This is a genomic window from Acidovorax sp. SUPP1855 (assembly GCF_030158955.1).
Taxonomy (GTDB): Bacteria; Pseudomonadota; Gammaproteobacteria; order Burkholderiales; family Burkholderiaceae_C; genus Paracidovorax.
On the sequence record NZ_BQXI01000006.1, the window covers coordinates 75,590 to 99,236 of the forward strand.

Consider the following 23,647-nt stretch of genomic DNA (forward strand, 5'->3'; position numbering starts at 1 on the left):
GGAATCGGATGGGGGCGGGCAGCGCCGTGCGGTCAGTCGTCCAGCAGGCGGATGTGTTCGGGCGCGATGGCGACGGCGGCCTGGGCCGGCTGCGGTGACTCGGCCAGCAGCGGCGTGGGCGCGCCGGGCACCGCGAAGTCGTAGCGCGTGGTGCTGCCCAGGTAGCGCAGCGCGCCGGTCCGCCCCTCCAGGCGGTTGACGGCGCGCAGGGCCGGGTCGGGCCGCACGTGCTCGGGGCGCACCAGGGCGTGCACGGCCTGGCCCGGGGCGCGCGGGCCGGTGGGCGTGCAGAGCGTCGCGAAGCCCAGGTCGATGCGGTCCGGCCCCGCCACGGTGGCGGGCCAGACGGTGGACAGGCCCACGAACCGCGCCACCGCGCGGCTGGCGGGCGCCTCGTAGAGCTGGCGCGGCGTGGCGAACTGCAGCAGGCGCCCGTCCTGCAGCAGGGCCACGCGGTCGGCCATGGCCAGGGCCTCTTCCTGGTCGTGCGTGACCAGCAGCGTGGTCGCGCCGAAGCGCCGCTGCAGCTGGCGGATCTCGTCGCGCAGGTGGCCGCGCACGCTGGCGTCCAGGGCGGACAACGGCTCGTCCAGCAGCAGCGCGCGCGGGTCGATGGCCAGCGCGCGCGCCAGGGCCACGCGCTGCTGCTGGCCGCCCGACAGCCGCGCCACCGGGTGCGCGGCGCGGTCGGCCAGGCCCACCGTCTCCAGCAGCGCCAGCGCGCGGCGTCGGCGTTCGGGGGCCGGCACGCCGCGCATGTGCAGGCCGTAGGCCACGTTGTCGATCACCGGCAGGTGCGGGAACAGCGCGTAGTTCTGGAACACCATGCCGATGCCGCGGCGGTGCACCGGCGTGTGGGCGAGGTCTTCGCCGGCCAGCAGGATGCGCCCGCCGTGGCCCGCGCCCTGCAGGCCCGCGACGACCTGCAGCAGCGTGGACTTGCCCGATCCGCTCGGGCCGATGACCGCCACCAGCTCGCCGGTGGCGACCTCCAGGGACACGCCGTGCAGGCCGTGCGGGCTGTCCGGGTAGCGGTAGTGGACGTCTTGGAGAACGAGGCTCATGGGCGGTGTTTCACGAGGGACGAGGAAAAGAGCGCCGCCGAACCCGCCAGCACCAGCAACACCACCGTGGCCGCGCAGGCGAAGCCGGTGGCGCCGTAGAAGGCCTGCAGCAGCAGCACCGGGTACGTGCGGCTCTGGAAGCCCGCCAGCAGGTTGGACAGGTTGAACTCGCCCACCGACAGCGCCGCCACCATCACCAGCCCGCTGAGCAGGCTCTGGCGCAGGCTGGGCAGCACCACGGTGGTGAACTGGCGCCAGCCCGAGGCGCCCAGCGTGGCGGCGGCGGCCTCCAGCCGGGCCAGGTCCTGGTGGCGCAGGTCGGCCAGCAGCGTCTGGGTGAGGTAGGGCAGGGTGGCGACGGCGTGCGCGGCGATCAGCAGCGGCAGCGAGCCCAGCCAGGGCAGGGCGTCGGTGTTGAAAACGATCACGTAGCCGAACGCCAGCGTGACCGGCGGCACGGCGATGGGCAGCGCGCTCACCAGCCGCGCCATGCCGGCGCGGCCCCGGCGGGCGCCGTGGTACAGCGCGTGGGCCAGCGGCAGCGCCAGCACCGTGTTGATGGCGCAGGCCGACAGCGCCACCAGCAGGCTGGTGCCGAAGGCTTTGCGGAACGCGGGGTCGGCCCACAGTTCGGCATACCAGCGGCCGGTCAGGCCCGTGGGCAGCAGCGTGTTCGTCCAGCGCTCGCCCACGCTGCCCAGCAGCAGCAGGGCGATGGGCAGCAGCAGGTAGGCGGCGTAGAGCAGGGCGGCGGCGCGGACCAAGGGGTGACTCCGGTGGAGGGGGCGGGCGAGGGGCTTTGCAGGCACCGGGCGACCCGGCATACTTTCCTGAAACGCCACATTGCCAATGGCAGCGTGGAAGGTTCATCAAAATTCTAGGAAGAACGGTGCCATCGATGGGTGAAACCTGGATGACGTTGCTTGAGCAAAAGGAAAGTGTTTTTCACATCCGTGTCATGCGAGCCGGCTGCATTGCCGGCCGGGGCGTTGCCCAGGGGGCCGCATGAAGCGCACCTGCCCCACCATCCAGGAGCTGCTGGCCTTCGATGCCGTGGCGCGGTATGAAAGCCTCACGCTGGCCGCGCAGGCGCTGTGCGTCACGGTGAGCGCGGTCAGCAAGCAGGTGGCTGGGCTGGAGGCCTTCATCGGCCGGCCGCTGCTGCAGAAAAGCGGGCGCGGCGTGCAGCTCACGCCCCAGGGCCACGTGTACTGGCAGAAGGTGGCGGGCGGGCTGCGCGCCATCGAGGCGGCCACCTTCGAGGCCCGGGCGGGCGATGCGGGGGCGGGGCTGCTCACGCTGGCCAGCGTGCCCACCTTCCTCACCAAGTGGCTGATCCCCCGGCTGCCGGCCTTTCGCCAGCAAAGCCGCCAGGTCACCCTGAGTTTCAGCCGCCACCTGGAGCCCACCGACGGCATGCCGCCCGGCGTGGACGCGGCCATCCGCTACGGGCCGGACGGCTGGCCCGGCGTGGTGTCCGAATACATCGCGGGGCGCGAATTCGTGCTGGTGGCGGCGCGCACGCTGGTGGACGCGCACCACCGCATCGCCCGGCCCGAGGACCTGCTGGGGCACACCTTGCTGCACCACGAAAATGCGCCCACCGCCTGGCGCCAGTGGGCCGCGCAGCACGGGGTGGCCGCGGCGCACACGGCAGCGGGGCCGCGCTTTGCGCAGTACGCGCCGCTCATCCAGGCCGCGCTCGCGGGCTTTGGCATCGGCCTGGTCCCCCGGGTGCTGGTGCAGGAGGAACTGGCCGAGGGCGCGCTGGTGAGCCCCTGCGGCGAGCCCGTGGCCATCGACCAGGGCCACTACCTGTGCTACCACCCGGGGCGGCTCAAGCTGCCGGCGTTCGCCGCGTTCCGCGAGTGGCTGCTGGCCGAGGGGCAGCGCTCGCGCGGCCCCGTGGGCTGATCGATCGCGCGCGGGGCGCTACGGGCCCAGGCCCGCGGGCGACTGCAGGCCGAGAAAGCGGGCCGGGGGCATGCCCACGGCGCGCCGCACCATGGCGCTGAAGGCACTGGCGCTGTAGCCCAGTTCGGCCGCGATCTGCCCCACGGGCAGGCGCTCGGCAGCCAGCGCCACCGCCTTGGCCAGGATCACCTGCTGGCGCCACTGCGTGAAGGTGCTGCCCAGCTCGGCGCGAAACAGCCGCGCCACGGTGCGCGGGCTGGCCCCGGTGTCGCGCGCCCAGTCCTCCAGGGCCTCGTGGCGCGTGGGGTCGGCCAGCACGGCCTCGCACAGGTGCAGCAGGCGCTTGTCGCGCGGCAGGTCCACGCCCAGTCGCAGGGCGGCGGCGCGGCGCAGCTCCTCGCAGATCAGGGCGCTCAGGTGGCGCTCGCGCCGCAGCAGCTCGGGCGTCGGGGGCGTGGCGCTGTCGTCGGGCTCGGAGGGCATCTCGCACACCAGGGCGCGCAGCAGGGGCGACACCTCCAGCACGCGGCACTGGCGCCAGGCCGCGTCGTCCGCGCGCGCCGCGCCGATGGGCACGCCCGGCCCGCAGCGCCCGCGCGGCTGGTGGAAGTACAGCGTGCGCAGGTCGGCGTCCTGCACCATGGTCACGGCATGCTCCACGCCGGGCGGAATCCACAGCGCGCGCGAGGGCGGCACGATGTAGGTGCCCTGCGCTGCGGTGAGGCGGATCACGCCCGTGGTCGAGATCGCCACCTGCGCCCACGGGTGGCGGTGGGGCAGCACCTGCGTGTCGGCGGGTAGCCAGCGGGCCTTGGCGCGCACCGGGCGCGTGCCGGCGGGCACGAACAGGTCGGGCGTGAGCGAGCTGACGTACGACACCGCGCGGCGCGGGCGCGGTGCGGCGCTGGGGGCCGGCGCGGGAGTGGAATGGGCAGTGCTTGGCATGATCGCGACAGAAGTTGGCAGTCTATCGTCAACCTGCCGCCGCGCCGCTGCCTAAGATCGCTGCCATGACCTCCACCGCATCCCCCCACCCCGCAGCGCCCGCCGGCACGCTGCGCCAGGACGCCCGCACCATCGGCCTCATCGGCCTGGCCCACGGCTCCTCGCACTTCTTTCACATGCTGCTGCCGCCGCTGTTTCCGTTCCTGATCGCGGAGTTCGGCTTCAACTACTCGGAGCTGGGGCTGCTGGTGTCGGTGTTCTTCGTGATCTCGGGCGTGGGCCAGGCGCTGTCGGGCTTTCTGGTGGACCGGGTGGGCGCGCGCCCCATCCTGTTCTTCGCGCTGTCCAGCTTCGCCGTGGCGGGCCTCGTGGCCGGCACGGCGCAGGGCTATGCGGGGCTGATGCTGGCGGCGGCGCTGGCGGGGCTGGGCAATGCGCCCTTCCATCCGGTGGACTTCACCATCCTGAACAAGCGCGTGTCGCCGCAGCGCCTGGGCCACGGCTTTTCGATGCACGGCATCTCGGGCAACCTGGGCTGGGCCACGGCGCCGGTCTTCATGGCCGGGATCGCCGCGGCCACCGGATCGTGGCGCACCGCCTGCCTGTGCGGGGCCGCGCTGGCGGCGGTGGTGCTGGCCATCATGGTGTGGCAGCGCGACGCGCTCGATGACCGGCAGGGCGCCTGGGCCCACGCGCCCAAGCCCGGCACCGCCGGCGCGCCGGGCGCTGCGGCCGTGGCCGAGCACCCCATGGCCTTCCTCAAGCTGCCCTCGGTGTGGCTGTGCTTCTCGTTCTTCTTCTGGACCACCTGCGCCCTGAGCGCCATCCAGAGCTTCGCCAGCCCCGCGCTGCAGCAGATGTACGGCCTGCCGCTGGCGGTGACCTCCATGGTGGTCACGGGCTACATGCTGTGCGGCGCCGCCGGCATGGTGGTGGGCGGCTTTCTCGCCGGCCGCGTGGCGCGGCTGGAGGGCATCATCACCGTGTGCCTGCTGGCCACCGGCGTGCTGCTGCTGCTGGTGGGCACCGGCTGGCTGCCCGGCATGGGCGCCGTGGCGTTCGCCGCCATCGCGGGCCTGGGCACGGGCCTGGCGGGCCCCTCGCGCGACATGCTCATCAAGCGGGCCGCGCCCCCCGGGGCGACGGGCCGGGTCTATGGCACGGTGTATTCGGGCCTGGACCTGGGCTTTTGCGTGGCAGCGCCGATCTTCGGCGCACTGCTGGACCGCGGCGCGGCGCACGGGATCTTCTACGGATCGGCCGCGGCGCTGGTGCTGGGCGTGGCCTCGGCCGGCGTGGTCGGTGCGGGTGTGGCGGCCCGGGCCCGCGCGGCCCGGCCCATGGCCGCCTGACGCGGGGCGCCAGCAGGAAGGGTTCCGAGCCTTTCAGGGCTCCAGGGCAGATTCCCCTAGGGCATATTGCTATTAAAATAGTAGCAATGTGCTTTGGGGCTCAGAACGCTTCGGTATCCACCTCGGCCTGTGCCTGGGGCGGGTAGCGGTCGCCCGCCATGGCGCGGTCATGGACGAGCGCATCGAGCCGCGCCAGCAGTTCGGGCGGCAGTCGCACATCCGCCGCGCCCAGGTCGTCGCGCAGGTGCGCCACGCTTGTGGTGCCGGGAATCGGGATGATCTCCGGCCCCTGCGCCAGCAGCCAGGCCAGGGCCAGCTGCGCGGGCGTGCAGCCGGCCTCGCGGGCGAGGGCCTCGTAGGCGCCCAGCAGCCGCAGGTTGGCCGCGTAGGCCTCGGGCGCGAAGCGGGGCATCGTGCGGCGGATGTCGCCCGGCGCCAGCGTGGACACATCGCGCAGCGCGCCGCCCAGAAAGCCCCGCGCCAGCGGGCTGAACGCCACGAACGCCGTGCCCAGCTCGCGGCAGGCCTGCAGCACGGCGATCTCGGGGTTGCGCGTGCACAGCGAATATTCGGTCTGTAGCGCGGTGATGGGGTACTCGGCATGCGCGCGGCGCAGCGTGGCGGCCGACACCTCCGACAGGCCCACGCCGCGGATCTTGCCCTCGCGCACCAGGTCGCCCAGCGTGCCCACGCTGTCTTCGATGGGCACGCGCCGGTCCCAGCGGTGCAGGTAGTACAGGTCGATCACGTCCGTGCGCAGCCGGCGCATGCTGGCCTCGCAGGTCGCGCGCAAGGTGGCGGGGCGGCCATCGATCACGCGCACCAGCTTGCCATCGCCGTTCGCATCCACGCCCTGCATGCCGCACTTGCTCGCCAGCGTGATGCGCTGGCGGTGCGGCGCGAGGATCTCGCCCACCAGCGTCTCGTTGGCCCCGAAGCCGTAGAGCGCCGCGGTGTCGAACAGCGTCACGCCCTCGTCGAGCGCGGTGAGCAGCACCCGCTCGGCCTGCTCGCGCGAGGCCGGCACGCCGTAGGCATGGCTGAGGTTCATGCAGCCCAGGCCGATGGGGTGGACCTGGAAGGGGCCGAGGGAGCGTGGGGTGGTGGGCATCGAATGGCGCTGGTGTGCGAAGCGGAAGGTGGCGTGACGGTAGCGGCCGGGCAGGCACCGGTCAATACACGATGCGCGCCACCGCACGCAGCGCCTCGGGCGTGGCGCCGCCCCAGCCGAAGAACTCCAGGTACGCGGGAATCATCTCGAACAGCATGTCGGTGCCCTGCTGCACCGGGCAGCCCCGGGCCATCGCGGCCTGCAGCAGCGGGGTGTGGGCCTGCGCCATCACCACCTCGCCCACGAAGGTGCCGGGGGCGATGCGGTCCACGTCGAAGGGCAGGGGGTCGTCCTCGCGCATGCCCAGGGGCGTGGCGTTCACGACCAGGTCGAAGCCGGCGGGGTCGTTGCGGCCCACCGCCGTGCGCAGGGCGGGGTAGTGCTGCCGCAGCCGGTCGGCCAGCGCCTGCGCGCGGTGGCCGTCCACGTCGAACAGGGCCAGCTCGGCCACCCCTGCGGCGGCCAGCGAGGCGGCGATGGCCGACCCGACCCCGCCGCTGCCGGACACCAGCGCGCGCCGGCCTGCCAGGGCCAGGCCCTTGCGCTGCACGCCGCGCACGAAGCCGGCGCCGTCGAACTGGTCGCCCAGCAGCGTGCCGTCGGGTCGGCGCACGATGGCATTGCAGGCCCCGGCGATGCGCGCCGTGGGCGTGAGCGCATCCACCAGCGCCAGCGTGCTCACCTTGTGCGGCATGGTCACCAGCGCGCCGTGCCAGTTGGTCATGCGGCGCAGCACCTGCAGCGTGGCGGGGTAGTCCTCGGCCTGCACGCCCATGGGCACCACCAGGGCGTTGATGCCCTGCTGCGCGAACCACGGGTTGTAGATCATCGGGGCCTTGAAAGCCTCGGTCGGGTAGCCCAGGTGGGCGATCAGGCGGGTGCTGCCGTTGATGGTTTGCTGCTGCATGGGGAACGATGGTGGGCCGATTGCCGTGGGTCTTTCAGCGGCCGCGCCCATGGCTGCGCAGGGCTTCCTGGCGGGCCTGTTCGTAGGCGGCTTCGGACAGGGGCTGGGCGTCGGGCTGGCCCAGGTCCTGCGTGGGAATGCGGAAGGTCTCGCGCGCCGACCACGCGGCCAGCGCCGCGATGGCCGTCACGCCGAATGCGATCGCGCCCACGGTGGCCGGCACGTTGGTGGAGCCGGGCGGCGCCACGGCGGCGAACAGCGCGGGCAGCAGGGCGGTGAGCGTGGTGCCCACGTTCTGCGAGATGGCCATCGAGGTCACGCGGGTGCGGGCCGGGAACAGCTCGGGGTAGAAGCTCGGGAACACCGCGTTGTAGCCCTGGTACACCACGCCCCACATGAGCAGCGACATGCCGATCGCCATCGGCACGTGGTGGATGCTGATGGCATACAGGTACAGGAACGCCAGCAGCCCCGACAGCAGCGCGCCCACGATGATCGGCGGGCGCCGGCCGATGCGGTCCGACAGGTTGCCCACGTGCGGGATCACGAGCACCGCGACGATGTTGCCCAGCACCGGAATCCACAGGTACACGCTCTTGTCGAAGCCCACGCCATAGCCCGGCTGCACGGCATAGGCCGCGCCGAACACGGTCGCCACCACCGGGATCACGTTCATGAGCGCCATGCACACCACGCGCAGCATGTTCGGCCCGTTCTCCTGGAACGCCTGCACGATGGGCGCGCGCGGCACGGCGCCCTGCCGGCGCTCGGCGGTGAACACGGGGGTTTCCTGCACTTCGCGGCGGATGTAGTAGCCCACCAGGATGACGATGAAGCTCAGCAGGAACGGCACGCGCCAGCCCCAGGTGTTGAATTGCTCGGCCGGCAAGAAATACGCCAGCGGCAGGAACACCGCCGCCGCCAGCACCTGCCCCGCCTGCACGCCCTGCAGCGCGAAGCTGGCGTAAAAGCCCCGCCGCCCGGTCGGCGCGTGCTCCAGGATCATCGAGCTGGCCCCCGAGATCTCGCCGGCCACCGCGAAGCCCTGGATCAGGCGCAGCACCACGAGCATCGCCGGGGCCAGCAGGCCGGCCTGCGCATAGGTGGGCAGCAGGCCCACGGCCAGGGTGGAAAAGCCCATCAGGAACATGCACAGCACCAGTACCTGCTTGCGGCCATGGGTGTCGCCCCAGTGGCCGAGCACCAGGGCACCGATGGGCCGGGCCACGTAGCCCACGCCGTAGGTGGCGAGCGAGGCCACGATGGCCGCCGTCGGGTTGCCTGCGGGAAAGAAGATCTGCGGAAAGATCAGCGATGCGGCGGTGGCGTAGATGAAGAAGTCGTAGTACTCCAGCACCGAGCCGATCCAGCCACTGGCGGTGGCCTTGCGCGTTTGCTGTAAGCCGCTGTCGGCGGCGTGGTGGTCTGGCATGGGTTTGTCTCCCCTGTTGGAATGGTTGGATGGACGCAAAAGCCTGCGTTGGGCGTTTGGCGGAGCATCTCATGCCTTGGGATGCCTTTCGGCCATCCGTGCATGGCGGGTGGCGCCGGCCGGCGGTGCATCAGGCCTTGCGTTCGAGCTCCCTGGCGTACCGGTGGCTGGCAATGCCCAGGACGATGCCGAAAACGATGAACCCCAGCCCGAAGGCATGGCCGAAACTGAACCACGACCCTTTGCCGCTGCCGGAAAAGGCGATGAACAGGGCACCGGCGAATATGAAGAACAGGGGCGCGAGGAACCGATTGCGCCGCTGCGCGGCCAGCACCACGCTGCTTTGCGCGACCTGCGAATCCAGCGTGCGCGCCTTGGTCTCGCAAGGGCCCTGGCTGCAGCAGATGGAATGGCCCAAGTCCTTGGCGCAGGCCGGACAGATCCCCTTGTTGCAGGCGCGGCAGGTGCCCACGGCGTCGGCGGCCTGGTGTACGAAGCACTTCATGGATTCTCCTGTTGGGTGGTGGCCCTTGGGGCGGACTTTAGCGTTGCGGGCGACGCGATCCCAGGCGTCATGCCCCTTCGGCTGGACGCGGCGGGGCGGCGTCGATGGGCGCCCAGCCTGCCACGGATTCCAGCGTGGCCTGGGCGGAGAAGGCCGTGGATCGGGCCGCAAAGACTTGTTGGTACTGGAGGGTGGCCCCCTCCCATCGGAAGTCCTGCGCAAACCCCTTGGCCAGCACCTCCAGCCGGGCGATCTTCCACCCGTCCACGTCGATCAGCGCAGCGCAGGTGATGGGCCCTGCGGCGTAGTCGGTGGTCAGCCACTCCTGCGCGGCCAGAAAGCGCGAGTCGGGCGACCACAGGAGGGGCTGGCCGAAGATCCGGTGCGGGATGTCGCGGCCGTTGATCGACAGGCGAAAGTACTCCGGGCCGAACCGGATCTCGCCTTCGAAGCGCAGCACCGCCCGGTGGGTTCCGTCGGGAGAACGTGGCATGTCTGGGATCGCTGGAACGGGCGCCCGGGGAGCGGCCATCACTTGAAAAGGACGCGGACGATGCCCACGAGCAGAAGCACCAGGGCGACCGGCAGGAACCACCAGAGCATTCCCAGGGCCGAGGCCGTGCCCCGCAGGCTCCACGCCAGCAGCCCCAGCGCGACGCCGCCGATGCCCATGGCCAAGAACAGGAAGCGCCCGACCTTCTCCGACGCGTCGCCGAACAGCTGCTCGTTCGAATCGCCCATGTGCATCGCGAGCAGGCCGAAGGGCACGGCGCAAAGCAGCAAGGCCCACCTGGGCGCATCCAGCCTGGCCGCCAGCCCGGGCGGAATGGTCAGTGCAATGAGCAGCAGGATCTTGGACATCGTGGTTCACCCGGCGATCGCCGCCATGGGATCAGACCCCGATCTTGCCATGGGCCGCGCGGCGATTTGCGCCCTGCCGGTGGTGCCAGGCCAGCGCCCGTTCCAGTTCCTGGGGGTGGTAGCTCAGGCCCGCCAGCGCCACGGTGTAGTCGCCGCCGCAGAGGAGCCGCCGGGTCTTGCTGATCCCCCTGCGCCGATCGGGCGCCGCATGGTCCGCCACATCCACCAGGATGCGCTGCTCGTCCAGGTCGAGCTTCACCCGCTCGATCTCGTGCCACGGCACCAGGCCCGTCCCACCGCGACGGTCGTTCAAGCCGTGCGAATCGACGATCACGGCAGGTTGAAGGTCGCAGAGGGCTTCGAGCACCGTCTTTCCCAGCGTGCCCCCTACGCAGAAGGCTCCGAATGCCGAGAGCCCCGCGAGGAAGGTGACCAACCGATTCCCCGTGAACAGGAGAACGACCGAGTAGATGCAGATGGCCAGCATCAGCACGGTGAACGGCAGGGGAAAAAATGAGCGTCCAGCGCCGGCGGCGCAAGGTCAGTCGTTTCGCAGGCATGGCTTCGGATGGGCCGATGGCCGAGACGGTGGCATGGGGCGGGTGGCATGGCCGGCGATCCGCCCGCCTCCGGACCGGCCTTCGGCCGCCCGCGTCACAGCGCGAAGATCTTGCCCGGGTTCAGGATGTTCTTCGGGTCCAGCGCGCGCTTGATGGCCCGCATCATGTCCACCGCGCCCGCGCCGGTCTCGTCCAGCAGGAAGCCCATCTTGTGCAGGCCCACGCCGTGCTCGCCCGTGCAGGTGCCGCCCAGGCGCAGGGCGCGGGCGACGAGCTGGTGGTTCAGGTCCTCGGCCTTCAGGCGCTCTTCGGCGCTCTCGGGGTCGATCAGGTAGCCGAAGTGGAAGTTGCCGTCGCCCACGTGGCCGACGAGGAAGTAGGGGATGCCGCTCGCGTCGGCCTCGGTCACCGAATCGAGCAGGCAGTCGGCCAGGCGGCTGATGGGCACGCAGGTGTCGGTGCTGATGGCGCGGCAGCCGGGGCGGCTTTGCACCGCGGCGAAGTAGGCGTTGTGCCGCGCGGTCCACAGGCGGGTGCGCTCCTCGGGGGTGGTGGCCCATTCGAACGCGTTGCCGCCGAACTCGGCCGCGATCTCCTGCACCACCTCGGCCTGCTCCTTCACGCCGGCCGGCGAGCCGTGGAATTCCATGAGCAGCATGGGCTCCTCGCGCAGGCCCAGCTTGCTGTGGGCGTTGACCATGCGCACGGTGTGCGCGTCGATCAGTTCCACGCGCGCGATCGGCACGCCCAGCTGGATGGTCTGGATGGTGGCGCGCACGGCGGCCTCGATGCTCGGGAACGAGCAGATGGCGGCCGACACGGCCTCGGGCAGCGGGTACAGGCGCACGGTGACCTCGGTGATCACGCCCAGCGTGCCTTCGCTGCCCACCATGAGGCGGGTGAGGTCGTAGCCCGCCGCGCTCTTCTTAGCGCGTGTGCCGGTGCGGATGGCCTCGCCACCGGCCGTCACCACTTCGAGGGCCAGCACGTTCTCGCGCATGGTGCCGTAGCGCACGGCGTTGGTGCCGCTGGCGCGGGTGGCGCACATGCCGCCGATGCTGGCGTCCGCGCCGGGGTCGATGGGAAAGAACAGGCCCGTGTCCTTGATGGCATCGTTGAGCTGCTTGCGCGTGATGCCGGGCTGCACGGTCACGGTGAGGTCGTCGGCATCGACGCTGAGCACGCGGTTCATGCGGTTCACGTCGATGCTGATGCCGCCCTGCACGGCCAGCAGGTGGCCTTCGAGCGAGGAGCCCGCGCCGTACGGAATCACCGGCACGTCGTGCTGCGCGGCGAGCTTCACGGCGTCGGCCACGTCCTGCGTGGTTTCGGCGAACACCACGGCCGAGGGGGGCGGCGCCTTGAGCGAGCCCTCGTCGCGGCCGTGCTGTTCACGCACCGCCTGGGCCGTGGAGCACTGCGCGCCGAAGCGGGCGGCCAGTGCGTCGAGCAGTGCCTGTGGAACGGGGCGCAGGTGGATTTCGGGAAGCAGGTGCTTGGCGGCGGCGGGGGCGTTCATGGCGTGTCTCCAGGCTGGAATGGGTGCGGCTTTTTCATTGTAGGCAGCCCGTCGCAGGCAGGGGATTGCCCGGGATTGACGGTCTCGCTGCCGCGTATTTACATTACGTTCGAAATGTATAACGTTTGCCGCCGATGATCCACCGCACGCCCCGCCGCACCCATGCCGAGCGCAGCGCCGCCACGCAGCAGCGCCTGATCGCCACGGCCATCGAGGTCATCCAGTCGCGCAGCTTCGAGGCCATGTCGATCCACGAGCTGGCCCGCACGGCGGGAATGACGTCGGGGGCGGTGCAGCATCACTTCGAGTCGAAGGCCGCGCTGATGATGCGCGTGCTCGCCGAGCTGATCGCGGCGCAGGACCGCGAGGGCCTGCTGTGGCCCGCCGCATCGCTGCCGGCGCTGCAGCGCGCGCAGCATTTCGTGCGGTCCGCGTGGCACATCGTCTATGCGCAGCCGCGCTTCATGGCGGCGTGGAACGTCTACCTGGGCAGCCGCAACCAGCCCGAGGTGGTGGCGCACATCGCCGCGCTGCGCCAGGACCTCAATGCGCGCATGCACACGGGGTTCTTCGAGGCGTTTCCCGAACTGGCGGGCGACCCGGAGCGCGAGGGGTTCGTGGGGCTGGTGTTCTCCACCCTGCGCGGCCTGGGCCTGCTGGAGATGTTCCGCCCCACCGACGAAGCCACCCATGCGCAGCTCGATTGCCTGGCCACGCTCATCGCGCAGCGCTGCGACGGCCTGGCCCGCGCGGGCGCTCCGGCATCGAAACCCCGTCCCCGCGCCAGGCTACCGCGCGCGGCATGACCGGCGCCGTGCCCTGGCCCGGGCACGTTCGCACCCCAGAGCACCCGGCATCCATCACGACAACAGGAGACACACCATGAACCCCCCTCGCACAGGCGCACGGCGCGCCCTGGCCGGCGCCGCGCTCGCATCGCTGGCCTTCGCGGCCGGCGCCCAGCCCGCGGCCTACCCCGCCAAGCCGATCCAGCTCATCGCCCAGCAGCCGCCGGGCAGCGCGTCCGATGCGATGACGCGCGCCTGGGCCGACTGCGCCGCGCGCGAGATGGGCCAGCCCGTGGTGGTGCAGAACAAGCCGGGGGCCAACGGCATCCTGGCGGTCAATGCGCTCAAGGCCCAGCCGGCCGACGGCTACACGCTGATGACCATCGGCATGTCGCAGATGACCATCACGCCCTACGTCTACCGGCAGCCGCCCTACGACCCGCTGCACGACTTCGACAGCGTGGCGGTGCTGGGCAGCACGCCGCTGGTGCTGGCCGTGCCGGCGGGGCTGGGCATCACGCGGCTGGCGCAGCTGGCGGACCAGGCCAGGGCCCACCCGGGCGGGCTCGACTTCGGCTCGCCCGGCAAGGGCAGCCCGGCGCACCTGCTGACGTCGGCGCTGCTCGACCGCATGGGCGTGTCCGGCACGCACGTGCCCTTCGTGGGCGAGGGCGCCGGCCTCACCGCCCTCATGGGCCAGCAGATCCAGGCGATGACGCTGGTCATCGGCACGGCCGCGCCGCACGCCAGGTCGGGCAAGCTCGTGCCCCTGGCGGTGTTCGCGCCGCAGCGCTCGCCCCTGCTGCCGGATGTGCCCTCGATCGGCGAGGCCCTGCCGGCCGCCAAGGACCTGGCCCGCACCGCGTGGATCGCCGTGGTGGCCCGGGCCGGCACGCCGCCCGCGCTGCTGGGCACGCTCAATGCCGCGACCGAAAAATGCCGCAGCGGCGATGCGTCCTACCGCGCGCGGATGGAGGCCATGAACGTGACGCTGGCCGCGTCCGTCCCGGGGGATGCGCGCACCTGGGCGGCACGCGATACTTCGGTCTGGAAACCGTTGATCGACAAACTGGGATTGTCCACTGAATGACTCTGGATACCGTGCCGTGCGTGCACCTTTCCCACGGAGGTGGGCTGCAGGGGCGCCTTGACCATGGCGTCGCCGTGTTTCGCGGCGTGCCTTATGCGCAGGCCCCGCAAGGCGCGCTGCGCTTTCTAGCCCCCCAGCCCGCGCCCGCCTGGTCGGGACTGCGCGAGGCGATGGCTTTCGCGCCGGTGCCGCCCCAGTGGCCGCGCGGCGGCGGTGCCCGGGCCCGCCCGCTGGGCGGCCCGGACTGCCTGGCGGTGAACGTGTGGACCCCCGAGCCCCGCGCGGGTGCGAACCTGCCAGTGATGGTCTGGATTCCCGGCGGCGGCTTTCTGCGCGGCGGCGCAAGCGACCCGCTGTACGACGGCGCGTCGTTCGCGCGCAAGGGCATCGTGTTCGTGTCGCTGCAATACCGGCTGGGCGTGGATGGCTTCATGCACTTCGGTGGCGAGGCGCCCGCCAACCGGGGCCTGCTTGATCTGCTGGCCGCGCTGCGCTGGGTGCGGGAGCACATCGCGGCCTTCGGCGGGGATGCCGGGCGCGTGACGGTGTTCGGCCAGTCGGCGGGCTCGGGCGCCATCACCTGCCTGATGGGCATGCTGGCGGCGCAGGGCCTGTTCCAGCGCGCCATCCTGCAAAGCCCGAGCATGGCCTGCCAGACCGTCGAAGAGGCCACCGTGGTGCGCACTGCCGTGGCGCAACTGCTGGGCGTGGCCCCCACGCTCGCGGCGCTGGGCGCGGCGCCGCCGGCGGACGTGCTGTTCGCCGTGCACCGGCTGGCCGAGGACGCGGCCCTGCGCGACCAGCACGGCATCAGCCGCCGCAACGTGTTCCCGCTGCGCCCGGTGATCGACGGGCAGGTGCTCGCCCAGGCGCCGCTGGCAGCGCTGCAGCGCCAATGGTCCGATCCGTCGCGGCCGCCGCTGCAGGTGCTGGTGGGCAGCAATGCCGAGGAAATGCGCCTGTACCACGTGCCCGGCGGCGCCATCGACCGCGTGACCGATGAACAGGTCACGGCCTTCATGCGGGACACGGGCCTGCCGCCCGCGGCGCGTGCGGCGTATGCGGCGCTACCCGCGTGCGAGGGCGGCGCCCATGCGGGCGAGATGCTGTGCGCCATGCAGTCCGACTACTACTACCGCGTGCCGGCGCGCCGCATCGCGGCCCTGGCCGTCGCGAACCGGCTGCCGGTGCACCGGTACGAGCTGGAATGGCGGTCGCCGCAGTGCAGCGGGCAACTGGGCGCCGCGCACGGGGTGGACCTGCCGTTCGTCTTCGACCGCCTGGCCACGTCCACCGGGCGCGAGTTGACCGGCGATGCCCCGCCGCAGCCGCTGGCCGATGCCATGCACGGTGCGTGGGCGGACTTCGTGGTGCAGGGCGACCCCGGCTGGCCGGAGAACGGCCCCGGAACGCCCTGGATGCAGTTCTTCGACGACCTGGGCTGGTGCGGCCCGGCGCCGGCCTCCGCCACGCTGGATGCGTGGGACGGCGTGCTTTGAACTGAACGGATCCCGGGCGGCCCACCAGTCGCCAAACTGGTGCATCTGGCTTGTATACCAGTTGGCACGGAACCTGCGTAGTTCCGTGGCAATGACCAGCGCCACCGAAATCAGCAACCGCATCATCGAAGCCGTGATGGCCCAGAAGCTCGCCCCCGGCGCGCGCCTGGGGGAGCAGCAACTCGCCATGCTGTTCGACTGCAGCCGCACCATCGTGCGCGAGGCGCTCACGCGGCTGTCCACGCGCGGCATCGTCACCGTTAGCGCGCGCCGTGGCTGGTACGTGATCGAGCCCTCCGAGGACGAAGCGCGCGAGGCCTTCGAGGCGCGCCGCGTCATCGAACTGGGCCTGCTGCACCAGCTGAAGACGGTGGACAAGGCAGCGGTGCGCAAGCTGCGCGCCCACCTGCAGCGCGAGAAGGCGGCCCTGGCGGGCAGCGACGTGGGCGCGCGCAGCTTCCTGCTGGGTGACTTCCATGTGTGCCTGGCCGAGTGCCTGGGCAACGGCCTGCTGGCCGACACGCTGCGCGACTTCACCGCGCGCACCACGCTCATCGCCATGCTGTACCAGTCGTCGCACGACGCGGCGCAATCGTGCGAAGACCACGTGCGCATCGTCGAGGCGCTGGAGGCGGGCGACATCGCCCGCGCCGAATCGCTGATGGCCGAGCACATCGGCTCGGTGCAGTCTGCCCTGCGGCTGCAGGCCAGCGCCGATCCGCTCGAACACCTGCGCAGCGCGCTGGCGCCCGTGCGCGCCGGCGCCGCCAGTGGCCCGGCCGCCCCTTCCGCTTCCCCTTCCCCCGCCGCGTCCCCGGGCGACGCATCCACCTACCTAGGAGCCTTGCTATGACCTTCGCCACCCGCTTTCTCTCCCGCCGCCTGGCCCTGGGCCTCGTGGCCGCCGCCGGCCTCGTGTGCGCCGTGGCGCCCGCACAGGCGCAGACCGCGCTGGACGACATCCTGAAGTCCAAGACGATAAAGATCGCCATCCCCACCGACTACCCGCCCTACGGTTTCGTCGGCACCGACCTCAAGCCCCAGGGCCTGGACATCGACATGGCCGAGCTCATCGCTGCCAAGCTGGGCGTGAAGGTGGAACTGGTCGCCGTCACCAGCGCCAACCGCATCGCCTACCTGCAGACCAAGAAGGCCGACCTCGTCATCTCCACGCTGGGCAAGAACCCCGAGCGCGAGAAGGTCATCGACTTCACCTCGGCCTATGCGCCGTTCTACCAAGCCGTGTTCGGGCCCAAGTCCCTCACGGCCAAGGCCTGGAGCGACCTGGCCGGCAAGAGCGTGGCGGTCACGCGCGGCGCCATGGAAGACCAGGAGCTTGCCAAGGTCGCCCCGCCCAGCATCGACGTGAAGCGCTTCGAGGACAACAACGCCACCATCGCCGCCTTCGTGGCCGGCCAGACGCAGTTCGTGGCCACCAGCGCCTCGGTGGCGGGCAACATGATGCAGAAGAACCCGCAGCTGCAGGCCGAGTACAAGCTGCTGCTCAAGGACAGCCCGTGCTTCATCGGCCTGCCCAAGGGCGAGGCCGCGCTGATGGCCAAGGTCAATGAAATCATCGCCGGCGCCAAGAAGAGCGGCGAGTTGGACACCATGGCCAAGAAGTGGCTGGGCCGTCCCGCCGGCGACCTGCCGGTCTGAGCCCCCTGGCTGCAGTGCACTTTCTCTGACCCGTTGACCTGATCGGCTGCCCATGCGCATCGAGTTCGACTTCATGGCCGTGCTGTCGCAGTGGCCGCTGCTGGCCACGGGCGTGGCCTGGACCCTGGCCCTCACCGCCGTGGCCACCGTGGTGGGGATGGCGGTGGGCATCGCCTGCGCCTGGGCACGGTCCCAGGGGCCGGCGGCGCTGCGCTGGCCGGTGGCGGCCTATGTGGAGCTGGTCCGCAACACGCCCTTCATCGTGCAGCTGTTCTTCATCTTCTTCGGGCTGCCCGCGGCGGGCCTGAAGCTCTCGCCCGAGGCGGCCTCGTTCATCGCCATGGTGATGAACCTGGGGGCCTACTCGACCGAGATCGTCCGCGCCGGCATCCAGGCCACGCCGCGCGGCCAGATCGAGGCGGCGGTGAGCCTGGCGCTGTCGCGGGTGCAGGTCTTCACGCGCGTGGTGCTGCCGCCCGCGCTCAAGAAGGTGTGGCCGGCCATGGTGAGCCAGATCGTCATCGTGATGCTGGGCTCGGCCGTGTGCAGCCAGATCTCGGTGCAGGACCTGAGCTACGCCGCCAACCTGATCCAGAGCCGCAACTTCCGCGCGTTCGAATCGTTCATCGTGGCCACCGGCATCTACCTCGTGCTCTTGATCGCGCTGCGCCGGCTGCTGCACTGGGTGGGCCCGCGCTTTCTCTTCGGCCGCTGAGCCATGGCCCGAGCATTTTTCTAGGAACGCGAGATGGTCGATTTCACCTTCTGGGACATCCTGCGCAACCTGCTGCTGGCCGCGCGCTGGACCGTCGTGCTCTCGCTGATCGCCTTCGTCGGCGGCGGCCTGGTGGGCGGGCTGCTGCTCGTGACCCGGCTCACCGGCGGCCGCGTGGCCGAGCGCGCCGTGGGCGTGTACGTGCAGGTCTTCCAGGGCACGCCGCTGCTGATGCAGCTGTTCCTGTCGTACTTCGGCCTGGCGCTGATCGGGCTCAACGTGTCGGCCTGGACCTCGGCCGCCGTGGCGCTCACGCTCTACACCAGCGCCTTCCTGGTGGAGATCTGGCGTGGCTGCGTGGCCGCCGTGCCCAAGGGCCAGTGGGAGGCCTCGGGCAGCCTGGCCCTGTCGTTCGGCGAGCAGATGCGCCACGTGATCCTGCCGCAGGCCGTGCGCATCGCCACGGCGCCCACGGTGGGCTTTCTGGTGCAGGTGGTCAAGGGCACGGCGCTGGCCTCGGTGATCGGCTTCGTGGAGCTGACCAAGGCCGGAGGAATGATCGCCAACACCACCTTCAAGCCGTTCGCCGTCTTCGCCTGCGTGGCGCTCGTTTATTTCGCGCTGTGCTTTCCCGTGAGCCTGTATGCGCAACACCTCGAAAGGAAGTTCCATGGCCGCCGCTGAAACCCTGGCCGACGCGCCCGCCGTGGCGCCTGCCGTGCCCGCGCCGTCGGGCCGGCCCATCGTGCAGGTCACCGCGCTGCGCAAGTCCTACGGCACCAACGAGGTGCTCAAGGGCATCGACCTCACGGTGCAGCCCGGCGAGGTGATCGCCATCATCGGCAAGAGCGGCTCGGGCAAGAGCACGCTGCTGCGCTGCATCAACGGCCTGGAAACCTTCCAGGACGGCGCGCTCACGGTGGACGGCAAGCCGTTGCTGCACGACAGCGCCATGGCCATGCGCGAGCTGCGCCAGCGCGTGGGCATGATCTTCCAGAACTTCAATCTCTTTCCGCACCTCTCGGTGGGCCGCAACGTCATGCTGGCCCCCACGCTGGTCAAGCAGCGCTCGCAAAAGGACGCGTCCGCACAGGCGGCACGGCTGCTGCAGCGCGTGGGCCTGGGCGAGAAATTCGACGCCATGCCCGACCAGCTGTCGGGCGGTCAGCAGCAGCGCGTGGCCATCGCCCGCGCGCTGGCCATGGAGCCGGCCGTGCTCCTGTGCGACGAGATCACCTCGGCCCTCGACCCCGAACTGGTGGGCGAGGTGCTGCGCGTCGTGGAGTCGCTGGCCCGCGAGGGCATGACCCTGCTGATGGTGACGCACGAGATGGCCTTCGCCCGCAAGGTGAGCAACCGCGTGATCTTCATGCACCAGGGCCGCGTGCACGAGATGGGTCCGCCACAGGACCTGTTCGGCGACCCGCAGACGCCGGAACTGCGGCAGTTCCTGTCGTCGCTCAAGGATTGAGCCGCCTTCGCCGGTAGCTCCCATGGCGGCGGGCCGTCCGTGCCCGCACACGCATCAAGGCCCGCATGCTCCTCAGCATGCGGGCCCGTCGGGGTGGAGTGGAGTTCGTGTGGTAGTTGCTCCGGGCGGCGTCAGGAGTGGGCGCCGGCCTCGAATTCCGAGCGCGACAGGGCACCGTTATGGTCCTTGTCGAGCTCCTTGAAACGGTTGCCGATGGCGGGCAGGCGTGCGGCCTCTGCCAGGGTCAGTTGTCCGTTCTTGTCGCTGTCAACGCGATCGAATGCGCTGGAAGTTTGTGCGGCTGGCTGCGAGCCGCCGAAGGTGGCGCCCTTGGCGCCGGGATGCAGGCCCATGGAGGTGCCCGACGCGGTCTGGGGAGGTTGGTTGGACGGGGAGGTGAGGGTCGGGGAAGGCGTTTGTGCATGCACTGCGGCACCTCCCAGGGTGATCGCCGCGAACAGCATCACGCTGCGGCTGTCGAAAGGAAGGGTGCGTCGTTGCTGAGGTGCCATGGGTTCACGCTCCGTGAAAGTTGAACAGGATTGCATTGCACCGCAACCTGCGGTGCCCGGCCAGTGATTTTGCCCGCTGTTGCCCTGATACACATTTGCCTGCCGGTTGTAACGCACAATGCCCGCGGCCGCCTCCAGCGCGGCTTGCAATGCACAAGGAGCAGCCCATGGGCAACCGACTGACACAGATCGCCACGCGCACCGGAGACGACGGCACCACGGGCCTGGGCGACAACACCCGCGTCTCCAAGGACAGCCCGCGCCCGCATGCCATGGGCGATGTGGACGAGCTCAATTCCCACATCGGCCTGCTGCTGTGCGAGCCGTTGCCGGCCGAGGTGCGCACGCTGCTGTCGGACGTGCAGCACCAGCTGTTCAACCTGGGCGGCGAACTGTCGATTCCCGGTTTCGAGCTGCTCAAGGACGAGGCGCTCGCGCAGCTCGACGAGGCCCTGGCCACCCACAATGCGGCGCTGCCGCGGCTGGCCGAATTCATCCTGCCCGCCGGCACGCGCGCCGCGGCGCAGGCCCACGTGTGCCGCACCGTCGCCCGCCGCGCCGAGCGTGCGGTGGTGGCCCTGGGCGCCGCCGAGCCGGTGCGCGATGCGCCGCGGCGCTACCTCAACCGGCTGTCGGACCTGATGTTCGTGCTGGCGCGCGTGCTCAACCGCCTGGATGGCGGCGACGACGTGTACTGGAAGAGCGAGCGCCTGGCGCGCTCGGAGTCCGGCGCGGCCTGACTGGCACCGCCGCCGGCCTGAAATCCGCCGCCGCGGCGGTCAGCGTGGCGCCAGCATGGCGATGGTCAGGCGCGACACGCAGGTCAGCTCGCCTTCGTCGTTGACCATGTCGATCTGCCACACCTGCGTGGTGCGGCCGATGTGCACGGGCCTGGCGGTGCCGGTCACCCAGCCGCTGCGGGCCGAGCGCAGGTGGTTGGCGTTGATGTCCAGCCCCACGGCGTGCCAGCCCTCGGGCGATGCATATACCGCGCCCACCGAGCCGAGCGTCTCGGCCAGCACCACGCTCACGCCGCCGTGCAGCAGGCCGAAGGGCTGCTTGGTGCGCGCATCGACGGGCACGCGGGCGCGCAGGAAGTCGTCGCCGATCTCGGTGAACTCGATACCGAGGTGGGACACGGCGGTGCCTTCGTTGCCGGCTTGCACGGTGGGCAGGTCGATGGGGCGCTTCCAGATGGGCATGGGGGATTCCTTGCGTTGGTGGGTGGGGCCGGCCGCGGGCGGCCGGGAAAGTGGGCCGGATTATCCGGCGCCCTTCCCGCCGCGCGGGTCGCTCAGGCGCGCATGGTGCCGGTGCGCACGTAGCGCTCGTGCCAGGACAGCGCCTCGCCCAGCAGGTGGGGCGTGTGGCGGCCGCAGCCGCTGGCCTCGGCGCGGGCCACGTAGTCGCGCAGCGCGGGGCGGAAGTCCGGGTGCGCGCAGCGTTCGATCACCACGCGCGAGCGCTGCGAGGGCGACAGCCCGCGCAGGTCGGCCAGGCCCTGCTCGGTCACGATCACCTGCACGTCGTGCTCGGTGTGGTCCACGTGCGAGGCCATGGGCACGATGCACGAGATGGCGCCGCCCTTGGCCAGCGACGGCGTGAGAAACATCGACAGATAGGCGTTGCGCGCATAGTCGCCCGAGCCGCCGATGCCGTTCATGATGGACGAGCCCATCACGTGCGTGGAGTTCACGTTGCCGTAGAGATCGGCCTCGATCATGCCGTTCATCGAGATCAGGCCCAGGCGGCGGATCAGCTCGGGGTGGTTGCTGATCTCCTGCGGGCGCAGCACGATGCGCTCTCGGTAGAAGTCGATGTGGCGGGTGAATTCCTCGGTGGCCGCCGGGCTGAGCGACAGCGCCGTGGCCGAGGCGCTGTCGAGCTTGCCCGAGCGCAGCATGTCCAGCATGCCGTCCTGCAGCACCTCCGTGTAGGCCGTCATGTGGTCGAACGGCCCGGCGTTCAGGCCGGCCAGCACGGCGTTGGCGATGTTGCCCACGCCGGATTGCAGCGGCAGCAGGCCCGGCGGCAGGCGGCCCCGCGCCACCTCGTGCTGCAGGAACTCGATGATGTGGCCGGCGATGCGCTGGGAGGTGTCGTCCGGTGCGGCATAGGCCGAGTTGCGGTCCGGCGCGTGCGTGGCCACCACGGCGACCACCTTGGCCGGGTCGCAGCGCAGGTAGGGCTCGCCGATGCGATCGGCCGGGCGCACCAGCGGGATCGGCACGCGGTTGGGCGGCAGGTCGGTGCCGTAGTAGATGTCGTGCATGCCCTCCAGTCCCTCGGGCTGCCAGCTGTTGACCTCCAGGATGATGCGGTCCGCCTGGTCCAGCCAGGTCTTGTTGTTGCCCACCGACGACGAGGGGATCAGCCGGCCGTCGGGCAGCACGCCGGCCACCTCGATCACCGCCACGTCCAGCTTGCCCCAGAAGCCGAACCACACGTAGGGCGCCACGTGCGACAGGTGGGCGTCCACGTACTGCATCTGGCCGGCATTGATCTGCTGGCGGCAGGTGGGGTCGGACTGGTAGGGCATGCGCATGCTGATGCCGCCCACCTTGGCCAGCGCGCCGTCCAGCTCCGGCGCGGTGGAGGCCCCTGTCCACAGCCCGATGCGAAAGGCCTCGCCCGCCGCGTGCAGCCGCTCGATGCGGCGGGCCAGCGCCGCCGGCACGGCCTTGGGATAGCCCGCGCCGGTGAATCCGCTCATGCCCACGCGCGCGCCGTCGGGAATCAGCTCGGCGGCCTGTTCGGCCGACAGAGTGCGTTCGCGCAGCAGGGGGTTGAGAACGCGGCTGGGTGGGGTCATGGAGGGGGCTTTCGGCGCAAGGAGGGGCGGCCACAAGGGGCCGCAAAGGCTGCGCGAAATCTTAGCAGCCGCCTGTGCCATTCCTCAGGGTTTACCCGAGCGTCAAAGCGGTCCCGGTCACTTTGGAATGCACCCGCGGCGACCGGCGGTACGATCGATGCCACCCATGTCCACGACATCCCTTTGCCCCTCCTGCCGGCAGCCCGCCGAGTCCCATCGCTTCCGCTCGCACGGCAGCGAGACCATCGAGCTGGACCTGTGTTTCGCCTGCCAGGGCCTGTGGTTCGACCCGCGGGAGAACACGCGCCTGGCCCCGGCCGGGGTGGTGGCGCTGTTCGAGCTGTTGCACCAGCACCGCGGGGATGCGCGCCACCCGGTGGCCCAGCGGCTGCAATGCCCGCACTGCCCACGCGCGCTGGAGCCCGGCTTCGACGTGGTCAAGGGCGGGCGGTACAAGACCTTCCGCTGCCCCGCGGGGCACGGCCGTTTCAGCACCTTCGGCTCGCTCATGGTGGAAAAGGGGTTCGTGCGGCACCTGTCGGTGGCGGAGATCGACGCGCTGGCCGAGCGCGTGGGCACCATCCAGTGCACCAGTTGCGGTGGCACGGTGGACATCCGCAACGACCACGCCTGCCCCTATTGCCGCTCGGCCCTGTCGCTGCTGGACCCGCAGGCCGTGGACCGGGCATTGGACCGCCACGCCAGCGCGGCGCGGGCCACACCGGCTACCTCTGCGCCCGGGCCCTCCGACGTGGCCGATGCGCTGGTGGCCCTGGAGCGCGTGCGTTCGCGCGAGCGGCGTGAGATGGAGCGGGAGCGGCTGACCGGCGCGGGCGAAGGCTTCGATCTGCTGGCCGCGGGGCTGGAACTGGTCTGGACGCTGGTGCGGCGCTGAGGCCGCACCGGCGGCCGGGCGCCCGCTGCGGCAGGG

Annotated in this window: 26 protein-coding genes; 12 read left to right on the plus strand and 14 right to left on the minus strand. The window is 71.0% G+C overall.

All coding sequences use genetic code 11. The features are described 5' to 3' along the window. Positions 1-32: 32 nt before the first annotated feature. Together AVMA1855_RS07175 and AVMA1855_RS07180 are read right to left on the minus strand one after the other, a co-directional pair. Positions 33-1,064, minus strand: coding sequence for an ABC transporter ATP-binding protein (locus AVMA1855_RS07175; protein ID WP_284425173.1), 1,032 nt, complete (start codon positions 1,062-1,064; stop codon positions 33-35). After that, on the minus strand, positions 1,061-1,888 hold the full coding sequence (locus AVMA1855_RS07180) for an ABC transporter permease (protein WP_284405598.1): 828 nt from the start codon (positions 1,886-1,888) through the stop codon (positions 1,061-1,063). The genes AVMA1855_RS07175 and AVMA1855_RS07180 overlap by 4 nt, the downstream gene beginning before the upstream one ends. A gap of 181 nt (positions 1,889-2,069) precedes the next feature. Here AVMA1855_RS07180 and AVMA1855_RS07185 point away from each other — a divergent pair, with 181 nt between their 5' ends. Beyond that, complete coding sequence (locus AVMA1855_RS07185; RefSeq protein ID WP_284425174.1) at positions 2,070-2,978, plus strand: LysR substrate-binding domain-containing protein; 909 nt, start codon at positions 2,070-2,072, stop codon at positions 2,976-2,978. Positions 2,979-2,996: 18 nt separating this feature from the next. On the opposite strand, the gene AVMA1855_RS07190 is transcribed toward AVMA1855_RS07185, so the two are convergent. Continuing rightward, positions 2,997-3,923 (minus strand): AraC family transcriptional regulator, encoded by a 927-nt coding sequence (locus tag AVMA1855_RS07190; RefSeq protein WP_272566225.1) that lies wholly within the window; start codon positions 3,921-3,923, stop codon positions 2,997-2,999. A 65-nt stretch (positions 3,924-3,988) separates the two neighbouring features. Between AVMA1855_RS07190 and AVMA1855_RS07195 the strand changes: the two genes are divergently transcribed. Further along, positions 3,989-5,275, plus strand: coding sequence for an MFS transporter (locus AVMA1855_RS07195; protein WP_284425175.1), 1,287 nt, complete (start codon positions 3,989-3,991; stop codon positions 5,273-5,275). Positions 5,276-5,375: 100 nt separating this feature from the next. Here AVMA1855_RS07195 and AVMA1855_RS07200 read toward each other — a convergent pair whose 3' ends face one another. The 8 genes from AVMA1855_RS07200 to AVMA1855_RS07235 all read right to left on the minus strand — a co-directional run bounded on the left by AVMA1855_RS07200 (position 5,376) and on the right by AVMA1855_RS07235 (position 12,170). Next, entirely contained in the window at positions 5,376-6,386 is a 1,011-nt protein-coding gene (locus AVMA1855_RS07200) for an aldo/keto reductase (protein WP_284425176.1), read from the minus strand. Positions 6,387-6,447: 61 nt separating this feature from the next. Further along, positions 6,448-7,293 carry a shikimate dehydrogenase family protein gene (locus AVMA1855_RS07205; protein WP_284425177.1) on the minus strand — a complete coding sequence of 282 codons (846 nt, stop codon included), beginning with the start codon at positions 7,291-7,293 and terminating at the stop codon, positions 6,448-6,450. A gap of 34 nt (positions 7,294-7,327) precedes the next feature. Beyond that, a complete protein-coding gene (locus AVMA1855_RS07210; RefSeq protein WP_272566220.1) occupies positions 7,328-8,725 on the minus strand; it encodes an MFS transporter in 1,398 nt (465 codons plus the stop codon). A gap of 130 nt (positions 8,726-8,855) precedes the next feature. After that, entirely contained in the window at positions 8,856-9,230 is a 375-nt protein-coding gene (locus AVMA1855_RS07215) for a DUF485 domain-containing protein (protein ID WP_284425178.1), read from the minus strand. 67 nt (positions 9,231-9,297) lie between these two features. After that, positions 9,298-9,723 (minus strand): hypothetical protein, encoded by a 426-nt coding sequence (locus tag AVMA1855_RS07220; RefSeq protein ID WP_284425179.1) that lies wholly within the window; start codon positions 9,721-9,723, stop codon positions 9,298-9,300. 38 nt (positions 9,724-9,761) lie between these two features. Continuing rightward, the gene (locus tag AVMA1855_RS07225) at positions 9,762-10,091 is read right to left on the minus strand and encodes a hypothetical protein (protein WP_284425180.1); all 330 of its coding nucleotides are present in this window, start codon (positions 10,089-10,091) and stop codon (positions 9,762-9,764) included. A 31-nt stretch (positions 10,092-10,122) separates the two neighbouring features. Further along, positions 10,123-10,584 (minus strand): hypothetical protein, encoded by a 462-nt coding sequence (locus tag AVMA1855_RS07230; RefSeq protein ID WP_284425181.1) that lies wholly within the window; start codon positions 10,582-10,584, stop codon positions 10,123-10,125. A 161-nt stretch (positions 10,585-10,745) separates the two neighbouring features. Continuing rightward, on the minus strand, positions 10,746-12,170 hold the full coding sequence (locus AVMA1855_RS07235; protein ID WP_284397120.1) for an FAD-binding oxidoreductase: 1,425 nt from the start codon (positions 12,168-12,170) through the stop codon (positions 10,746-10,748). Positions 12,171-12,304: 134 nt separating this feature from the next. On the opposite strand from AVMA1855_RS07235, the gene AVMA1855_RS07240 reads away from it, so the two are divergent. The 8 genes from AVMA1855_RS07240 (at position 12,305) to AVMA1855_RS07275 (ending at position 19,392) form a co-directional block, all read left to right on the plus strand. Continuing rightward, positions 12,305-12,976 (plus strand): TetR/AcrR family transcriptional regulator, encoded by a 672-nt coding sequence (locus AVMA1855_RS07240; RefSeq protein WP_284425182.1) that lies wholly within the window; start codon positions 12,305-12,307, stop codon positions 12,974-12,976. 76 nt (positions 12,977-13,052) lie between these two features. Beyond that, positions 13,053-14,048, plus strand: coding sequence for a Bug family tripartite tricarboxylate transporter substrate binding protein (locus AVMA1855_RS07245; protein ID WP_284425183.1), 996 nt, complete (start codon positions 13,053-13,055; stop codon positions 14,046-14,048). Next, a complete protein-coding gene (locus AVMA1855_RS07250) occupies positions 14,045-15,547 on the plus strand; it encodes a carboxylesterase/lipase family protein (protein WP_284425184.1) in 1,503 nt (500 codons plus the stop codon). The genes AVMA1855_RS07245 and AVMA1855_RS07250 overlap by 4 nt, the downstream gene beginning before the upstream one ends. A 91-nt stretch (positions 15,548-15,638) precedes the next feature. Then, positions 15,639-16,400 carry a GntR family transcriptional regulator gene (locus AVMA1855_RS07255; protein ID WP_284397649.1) on the plus strand — a complete coding sequence of 254 codons (762 nt, stop codon included), beginning with the start codon at positions 15,639-15,641 and terminating at the stop codon, positions 16,398-16,400. Then, on the plus strand, positions 16,397-17,206 hold the full coding sequence (locus AVMA1855_RS07260; RefSeq protein WP_272566205.1) for a transporter substrate-binding domain-containing protein: 810 nt from the start codon (positions 16,397-16,399) through the stop codon (positions 17,204-17,206). Before AVMA1855_RS07255 ends, AVMA1855_RS07260 begins: the two co-directional genes overlap by 4 nt. Before the next feature lie 52 nt (positions 17,207-17,258). Beyond that, a complete protein-coding gene (locus tag AVMA1855_RS07265; protein WP_284425185.1) occupies positions 17,259-17,921 on the plus strand; it encodes an amino acid ABC transporter permease in 663 nt (220 codons plus the stop codon). Between the two features lie 33 nt (positions 17,922-17,954). Then, positions 17,955-18,605, plus strand: coding sequence for an amino acid ABC transporter permease (locus tag AVMA1855_RS07270; RefSeq protein ID WP_284425186.1), 651 nt, complete (start codon positions 17,955-17,957; stop codon positions 18,603-18,605). After that, a complete protein-coding gene (locus AVMA1855_RS07275; RefSeq protein WP_284425187.1) occupies positions 18,592-19,392 on the plus strand; it encodes an amino acid ABC transporter ATP-binding protein in 801 nt (266 codons plus the stop codon). The genes AVMA1855_RS07270 and AVMA1855_RS07275 overlap by 14 nt, the downstream gene beginning before the upstream one ends. 131 nt (positions 19,393-19,523) lie before the next feature. On the opposite strand, the gene AVMA1855_RS07280 is transcribed toward AVMA1855_RS07275, so the two are convergent. Beyond that, positions 19,524-20,054 (minus strand): EF-hand domain-containing protein, encoded by a 531-nt coding sequence (locus AVMA1855_RS07280; protein WP_284425188.1) that lies wholly within the window; start codon positions 20,052-20,054, stop codon positions 19,524-19,526. 17 nt (positions 20,055-20,071) lie between these two features. On the opposite strand from AVMA1855_RS07280, the gene AVMA1855_RS07285 reads away from it, so the two are divergent. Next, positions 20,072-20,644 (plus strand): cob(I)yrinic acid a,c-diamide adenosyltransferase, encoded by a 573-nt coding sequence (locus AVMA1855_RS07285; RefSeq protein ID WP_284425189.1) that lies wholly within the window; start codon positions 20,072-20,074, stop codon positions 20,642-20,644. Between the two features lie 39 nt (positions 20,645-20,683). Here the strand turns inward: AVMA1855_RS07285 and AVMA1855_RS07290 are convergent, their stop codons facing one another. Together AVMA1855_RS07290 and scpC are read right to left on the minus strand one after the other, a co-directional pair. Next, positions 20,684-21,106, minus strand: a complete 423-nt coding sequence (locus AVMA1855_RS07290) for a hotdog fold thioesterase (RefSeq protein ID WP_284397097.1) — start codon at positions 21,104-21,106, stop codon at positions 20,684-20,686. Positions 21,107-21,198: 92 nt separating this feature from the next. Continuing rightward, the gene (gene scpC, locus AVMA1855_RS07295; RefSeq protein WP_284425190.1) at positions 21,199-22,716 is read right to left on the minus strand and encodes a succinyl-CoA:acetate CoA-transferase ScpC; all 1,518 of its coding nucleotides are present in this window, start codon (positions 22,714-22,716) and stop codon (positions 21,199-21,201) included. A gap of 166 nt (positions 22,717-22,882) precedes the next feature. Here scpC and AVMA1855_RS07300 point away from each other — a divergent pair, with 166 nt between their 5' ends. Then, positions 22,883-23,611, plus strand: a complete 729-nt coding sequence (locus AVMA1855_RS07300) for a TFIIB-type zinc ribbon-containing protein (RefSeq protein WP_284410218.1) — start codon at positions 22,883-22,885, stop codon at positions 23,609-23,611. Positions 23,612-23,647: the final 36 nt, after the last annotated feature.

What these genes read in the sequence shown, in the direction of transcription:
- AVMA1855_RS07175 (WP_284425173.1), bottom strand. Translation starts at nt 1,064, where the DNA reads ATGAGCCTCGTTCTCCAAGACGTCCACTACCGCTACCCGGACAGCCCG.
- AVMA1855_RS07180 (WP_284405598.1), bottom strand. Translation starts at nt 1,888, where the DNA reads ATGCCGGGTCGCCCGGTGCCTGCAAAGCCCCTCGCCCGCCCCCTCCAC.
- AVMA1855_RS07185 (WP_284425174.1), top strand. Translation starts at nt 2,070, where the DNA reads ATGAAGCGCACCTGCCCCACCATCCAGGAGCTGCTGGCCTTCGATGCC.
- AVMA1855_RS07190 (WP_272566225.1), bottom strand. Translation starts at nt 3,923, where the DNA reads ATGCCAAGCACTGCCCATTCCACTCCCGCGCCGGCCCCCAGCGCCGCA.
- AVMA1855_RS07195 (WP_284425175.1), top strand. Translation starts at nt 3,989, where the DNA reads ATGACCTCCACCGCATCCCCCCACCCCGCAGCGCCCGCCGGCACGCTG.
- AVMA1855_RS07200 (WP_284425176.1), bottom strand. Translation starts at nt 6,386, where the DNA reads ATGCCCACCACCCCACGCTCCCTCGGCCCCTTCCAGGTCCACCCCATC.
- AVMA1855_RS07205 (WP_284425177.1), bottom strand. Translation starts at nt 7,293, where the DNA reads ATGCAGCAGCAAACCATCAACGGCAGCACCCGCCTGATCGCCCACCTG.
- AVMA1855_RS07210 (WP_272566220.1), bottom strand. Translation starts at nt 8,725, where the DNA reads ATGCCAGACCACCACGCCGCCGACAGCGGCTTACAGCAAACGCGCAAG.
- AVMA1855_RS07215 (WP_284425178.1), bottom strand. Translation starts at nt 9,230, where the DNA reads ATGAAGTGCTTCGTACACCAGGCCGCCGACGCCGTGGGCACCTGCCGC.
- AVMA1855_RS07220 (WP_284425179.1), bottom strand. Translation starts at nt 9,723, where the DNA reads ATGCCACGTTCTCCCGACGGAACCCACCGGGCGGTGCTGCGCTTCGAA.
- AVMA1855_RS07225 (WP_284425180.1), bottom strand. Translation starts at nt 10,091, where the DNA reads ATGTCCAAGATCCTGCTGCTCATTGCACTGACCATTCCGCCCGGGCTG.
- AVMA1855_RS07235 (WP_284397120.1), bottom strand. Translation starts at nt 12,170, where the DNA reads ATGAACGCCCCCGCCGCCGCCAAGCACCTGCTTCCCGAAATCCACCTG.
- AVMA1855_RS07240 (WP_284425182.1), top strand. Translation starts at nt 12,305, where the DNA reads ATGATCCACCGCACGCCCCGCCGCACCCATGCCGAGCGCAGCGCCGCC.
- AVMA1855_RS07245 (WP_284425183.1), top strand. Translation starts at nt 13,053, where the DNA reads ATGAACCCCCCTCGCACAGGCGCACGGCGCGCCCTGGCCGGCGCCGCG.
- AVMA1855_RS07250 (WP_284425184.1), top strand. Translation starts at nt 14,045, where the DNA reads ATGACTCTGGATACCGTGCCGTGCGTGCACCTTTCCCACGGAGGTGGG.
- AVMA1855_RS07255 (WP_284397649.1), top strand. Translation starts at nt 15,639, where the DNA reads ATGACCAGCGCCACCGAAATCAGCAACCGCATCATCGAAGCCGTGATG.
- AVMA1855_RS07260 (WP_272566205.1), top strand. Translation starts at nt 16,397, where the DNA reads ATGACCTTCGCCACCCGCTTTCTCTCCCGCCGCCTGGCCCTGGGCCTC.
- AVMA1855_RS07265 (WP_284425185.1), top strand. Translation starts at nt 17,259, where the DNA reads ATGCGCATCGAGTTCGACTTCATGGCCGTGCTGTCGCAGTGGCCGCTG.
- AVMA1855_RS07270 (WP_284425186.1), top strand. Translation starts at nt 17,955, where the DNA reads ATGGTCGATTTCACCTTCTGGGACATCCTGCGCAACCTGCTGCTGGCC.
- AVMA1855_RS07275 (WP_284425187.1), top strand. Translation starts at nt 18,592, where the DNA reads ATGGCCGCCGCTGAAACCCTGGCCGACGCGCCCGCCGTGGCGCCTGCC.
- AVMA1855_RS07285 (WP_284425189.1), top strand. Translation starts at nt 20,072, where the DNA reads ATGGGCAACCGACTGACACAGATCGCCACGCGCACCGGAGACGACGGC.
- AVMA1855_RS07290 (WP_284397097.1), bottom strand. Translation starts at nt 21,106, where the DNA reads ATGCCCATCTGGAAGCGCCCCATCGACCTGCCCACCGTGCAAGCCGGC.
- scpC (WP_284425190.1), bottom strand. Translation starts at nt 22,716, where the DNA reads ATGACCCCACCCAGCCGCGTTCTCAACCCCCTGCTGCGCGAACGCACT.
- AVMA1855_RS07300 (WP_284410218.1), top strand. Translation starts at nt 22,883, where the DNA reads ATGTCCACGACATCCCTTTGCCCCTCCTGCCGGCAGCCCGCCGAGTCC.